Annotated in this window: 3 protein-coding genes and 2 pseudogenes; all 5 read left to right on the forward strand. The window is 70.1% G+C overall.

The window, feature by feature from the left end; translation table 11 throughout:
- Positions 1 to 246 (forward strand): annotated as a pseudogene (locus ABZY13_RS33335) (ATP-binding protein); the annotation flags it as partial.
- A gap of 350 nt (positions 247 to 596) precedes the next feature.
- A complete protein-coding gene (locus tag ABZY13_RS33340; RefSeq protein WP_356637545.1) occupies positions 597 to 3,899 on the forward strand; it encodes a nitrate- and nitrite sensing domain-containing protein in 3,303 nt (1,100 codons plus the stop codon).
- 10 nt (positions 3,900 to 3,909) lie between these two features.
- Complete coding sequence (locus tag ABZY13_RS33345) at positions 3,910 to 4,323, forward strand: roadblock/LC7 domain-containing protein (protein WP_004983065.1); 414 nt, start codon at positions 3,910 to 3,912, stop codon at positions 4,321 to 4,323.
- 94 nt (positions 4,324 to 4,417) lie between these two features.
- Complete coding sequence (locus tag ABZY13_RS33350; protein ID WP_356637547.1) at positions 4,418 to 4,996, forward strand: DUF742 domain-containing protein; 579 nt, start codon at positions 4,418 to 4,420, stop codon at positions 4,994 to 4,996.
- A pseudogene (locus ABZY13_RS33355) lies at positions 4,977 to 5,122 on the forward strand (ATP-binding protein); the annotation flags it as partial. The gene ABZY13_RS33350 and the pseudogene ABZY13_RS33355, both read left to right, overlap by 20 nt.

Raw genomic sequence — 5,122 nt, forward strand, 5'->3', positions numbered from 1 at the left:
GTCGACACCCGCCGGCTCGCCGACTGCTTCCCCGCGGTCGACTACTTCGAGAACAGCGGCCTGCCCTTCGTCATCGCCCTCAACGGCTTCGACGGACACCAGCCGTACTCGCCGGACGAGGTGCGCGAGGCGCTGCAGATCGGACCCGACACCCCGATCATCACCACCGACGCCCGGCACCGCTCGGACGCCAAGTCGGCGCTCATCACGCTCGTCGAGCACGCCCTGATGGCCCGTCTGAAGTAGCCCCGTAGCAGTGGATCGAAGCCGGCCGTGCCCTTTGACACGGTCGGCTTCGGTGTTCATAACGTTTCGGCAGAGGAATCGGCTGATACCGCCACGCGTCGCGGTCGTGCGGTATCGCTGCGCGTACGAACGCCCCGTCATTTGGCGGGGCTCGTTCTTTATGACCGTTTTACGTAGGGCATACGTCACTCGGAATCCCGGACTACACATGTTTGGTGGACGGCTGTCCGACGTGCTGGAATGCCTGAACTGCCCGGTGCTCAAAGACGTACTCAGTGGTCGATGACGATCCGGGCTCTGAGACACTGCGGCACGACGTAGGTGCCCGCCGCCGAGAGGTTGTTGGTCGAGTGAGGCGAAGCAAGAACGGTCCCGAGCCGCCTGCCCGGGGCAACTTCACCCCGCCGCCGCGCGGAGCGGCGCCCGCCCCTGCCGTAGCCGCTTCCGAGCCGGCTGCCGCGCCCGCTCCGAGCGGCGGCCGCATGTCGCCGCGCAACTGGCGGGTCGCCACCCGACTGAACGCGATTCTGCTCATCCCCGTACTGGTCGGCCTGGTCATGGGCGGCTTCCAGGTGAAGAGCTCGATCGACACCTGGCAGGAGGCGGAGAACGCGGAGAAGACCGCGCGCCTGGTGCGGGCCTCCCTCGACTACGCCGATGCCCTCTACAACGAGCGCGACACCAGCGCAGCGCCGCTGCTCCAGGGCGAGGGCGCCGACGACTCCACCGTCACGGACGCCCGCAAGAAGACGGACCAGGCCGCCGACGCCTTCGACGAGGCCGCGCAGAACATGCCGGACAAGGCCGGCCTGGAGCGCCGGCTGAAGGTGTTCCGGGACGTCGAGCCCAAGCTGCAGACGCTCCGTGCAAACGCCTACACCAGCAAACTCCCCGGCGTGCAGACCGAGGAGGGCTACGTCGGCGTCGCCCACCCGCTGATGGAGTTCGCCAACGAGCTGGGCCTGGGCACGGGCAACATCACCAGCTACGGCCGTACCGTCTACGCGATCTCCCTGACCCGCTCGGCGCTGTCGCTGCAGCGGTCCATCGGCATGCACCTGCTCATCGAGCCCGGCCCGAAGGCCGAGGACCTGGCCAAGCAGCGCGTGGCGCTGACCTCGTACGCCTACCTCGAGCGCGTCGCCATCGAGGAGTACGTCGGCGGCGGCACCGAGGCCGACGCACAGAAGCTCGAGGACGCCCGGAAGCAGATCACCGCGGACGCCCAGGCGGCGGCGCGGGAGAAGTCCGCCGAGGACCCGGACTACAAGGCCCCGCCGTCCGACCCGTCGGTGATGATCGCGGCCCTCGCCGGGCTGACCACCACCGACCGGGCCGCTCTCGACGCGCTCGCCGAGCAGGGCGTCACCGCGGAGAACTGGTGGGCGGTCAACACGCTCAAGTTCGAGGCGTACTCGAAGATCGAGTCGGATCTGGCCGACACCGCGGTGGCCGAGGCGGCGACGATCGCCGACGACGCCAGGCGGGACGCGTTCATCGTCGGCGCCGCCGTCGTGATCGCCCTGCTCACCGCGTTCATCCTGGCCGCCATGGTGGCCCGCCAGATGAGCCGCTCGATGCGCCAGCTGCGCAACGCCGCCTTCGGCATCGCCGAGCAGCGTCTTCCGATGCTGGTCGACCAGCTCTCGCGCACCGACCCCGGCCGCGTGGACACCCGCGTCGCGCCCATCCCGATCAGCTCCACGGACGAGATCGGCGAGGTCGCCCGGGCCTTCGACCAGGTCCACCGCGAGGCGGTCCGGCTCGCCTCCGAGCAGGCCCTGCTGCGGGGCAACATCAACGCGATCTTCACCAACCTCTCGCGCCGCAACCAGTCGCTGATCGAGGGCCAGCTGACCCTGATCACCGACCTGGAGAACAACGAGGCCGACCCGGACCAGCTGGAGAACCTCTTCAAGCTGGACCACCTGGCCACGCGTATGCGCCGCAACGGCGAGAACCTCCTGGTCCTCGCCGGCGAGGAGCCCGGCCGCCGCTGGGACCAGCCGGTTCCGCTGGTCGACGTGCTGCGCGCCGCCTCCTCCGAGGTGGAGCAGTACGAGCGCATCGAGATATCCGGGGTGCCCGAGGCCGACATCCACGGCCGTGCCGTGACCGACCTCGTGCACCTGCTCGCCGAGCTGCTGGAGAACGCCACCACGTTCTCCTCCCCGCAGACCAAGGTCCGCGTCACCGCGACCCGGCTGCCCGACGGCCGTGTCATGGTCGAGATCCACGACAAGGGCATCGGCCTCACCGCCGAGGACTTCGCGGACATCAACCACAAGCTGGCCAACCCGCCGACCGTGGACGCCGCGATCTCCCAGCGCATGGGCCTGTTCGTGGTCGGCCGGCTGTCCGACCGGCACGGCATCCGCGTCCAGCTGCGCCCCTCCGGCGAGCAGGCCGGCACCACCTCGCTGGTCATGCTCCCCGACGCCATCACGCACGGTGGCGGCGGCGAATCCGCGCCGGCCCGCGAGGAGTTCACGGTCTCGCAGATCATCCCGGAGCAGCAGTTCGGGGGCGAAACCTTCCAGCAGGAGCCGATGCGCACGGCCGCCGAGCTGGGCTTCGACGACAGCCGGTACGAGATCCCCGACGACATCCGCGAGCTGGACCCGGTGGGCCGCTCCCTGATACGCGAGGAGCGCCGCGCGGCCCTGGAGGCCCAGACGCACGGCCAGCAGCCGTCCGAGGAGAACACCGAGGGGTCCGCGTACGCCGACGGCTTCGACGGATTCGACGGTTTCGACGGGCAGCGGCAGGGCTACGACGGCGACAACGCCGCGAACGACCGGCAGCAGCACGACTTCTCCGACCGACCGGCCGGTTACGACGGCCCCACCGGATACGAGGAGCAGCATCAGCCTTCGTACGAGGAGCAGCCTTCGTACGAAGGGCAGCAGCCGTCGTACGAGGAGCAGCGGCAGCCGTCGTACGAGGAGCAGTACTACGCGCCGAACGGTGGGCCGCAGAACGACGGTTTCGCGACCGACGGCGGCTACCCGGAGCCCGGTTATCCGGAGCCCGCGCACAACGAGGCCGCAGCGGCCCCCGCCGCCGCGACGGAGAGCTACCAGCCCTTCGAGGAGCAGTCCTACCAGGGCGACTGGCAGCAGGGCGGCGGCTACCAGAACGGCTACCCGGCCCAGTACGCTCCCGAAGCGGAATCCGCACGGCCCGCTGACGCGGGTGAGCGCGACCGCGTAGGCTTCGACCGGCCGGGTCAGGCCCCCGCCGACGGTCACCCGCTGACCGACGCCGGTCTGCCCCGTCGCGGAGCGGCCGGCGGCGGCCAGGGCCCGGCGCAGTCCGCGAACCGGCAGGCGCCGGATCCGGCGACGGAGGGCGGCAAGGACGACTGGCGCTCGGCGAACGACGAGCGCTGGCAGCAGGCGGCCCAGCTGCGCAAGCCCAAGGCAGGCGGAGTCACCTCCTCCGGTCTGCCGCGGCGGGTGCCCAAGGCCAATCTGGTCGAGGGCACCGCGGAGTCGACTCCGCAGGGCGGCCCACAGGTCTCCCGCGCCCCCGAGGACGTCCGGGGCAGGCTGAGCAACCTGCGCCGGGGCGTCCAGCGGGGACGCAGCGCAGGAAGTGAAACGAACGGCCAGGGCTTCGGTCCTGACAGCACCTACAACCAGGAGCGTTAGTGTGAGCCCGATGAGCCAGGCGGCACAGAACCTGAACTGGTTGATCACCAACTTCGTGGACAACACCCCCGGGGTGTCCCACACGGTGGTGGTCTCCGCCGACGGACTCCTTCTGGCGATGTCCGAAGGCTTTCCCCGCGACCGCGCCGACCAGCTCGCGGCCGTCGCCTCCGGTCTGACCTCGCTGACGGCCGGGGCCTCCCGGATCTTCGAGGGCGGCAGCGTGAACCAGACGGTTGTGGAGATGGAGCGGGGATTCCTCTTCATCATGTCCATTTCCGACGGGTCCTCGCTCGCGGTGCTGGCACATCCGGAAGCGGACATCGGCCTCATCGGGTACGAGATGGCGCTTCTGGTCGACCGCGCGGGCACGGTCCTGACCCCGGATCTCCGTGCGGAGCTCCAGGGGAGCCTTCTCAACTAACAGACAGACGGTACGTTTTCGCGTCCCGTGGCCGTAAGGTTTCGGGACGCGGCTCCGCGCAGATGGGTGCCCGGTGCAGTCGGAGGAGGAGAAAGTGGCAACACCCCCAGGTGGTTCGTCTTCGGACAACTGGTCGTACGGTCCCGCCCAGGGCCGGCACGACGGTTCCCAGAACCCGTACAACTTCCCCTCCGCCCCGAGCCACCGGCAGCCGTACACGCCGCAGGGCCCCGGTCCGTCGCCGTACGACCAGCCGTCCGCGCCGCGCATCCAGCCGGTGCAGCCCCGGCGCGCCCCGGAGCCGGCGCCCGGCGGCGGGTCGTCGCACACGCACAACCCTCTGGTGCGCCCGTACGCCATGACGGGCGGCCGCACCAGGCCGCGCTACCAGCTCGCCATCGAGGCGCTGGTGCACACCACCGCGGCTCCGCACCAGATGCAAGGGCAGCTGCCCGAGCATCAGCGGATCTGCAACCTGTGCCGGGAGATCAAGTCGGTGGCCGAGATCTCGGCTCTGCTCACGATCCCTCTCGGCGTGGCCAGGATCCTCGTCGCCGACTTGGCGGAGGCGGGCCTGGTCGCCATCCATCAGCCCGGCGGCGACGAGAACGCCGGCGGCCAGCCAGACGTGACACTGCTCGAAAGGGTGCTCAGTGGACTTCGCAAGCTCTAGCGGCGGTCCTTCCCGCTCCACCACCTCCGCGAAGATCGTGGTGGCGGGCGGCTTCGGCGTGGGCAAGACCACGTTCGTCGGCGCCGTCTCGGAGATCAACCCGCTGCGCACGGAGGCCGTCATGAC

Origin of the sequence: Streptomyces sp. NPDC006610 (assembly GCF_040611575.1) — a bacterium.
Lineage (GTDB): Bacteria > Actinomycetota > Actinomycetes > Streptomycetales > Streptomycetaceae > Streptomyces.

Bases quoted from the DNA above. Each gene is read 5' to 3' on its own strand.
- ABZY13_RS33345 (WP_004983065.1), top strand. From the start codon at position 3,910: ATGAGCCAGGCGGCACAGAACCTGAACTGGTTGATCACCAACTTCGTG.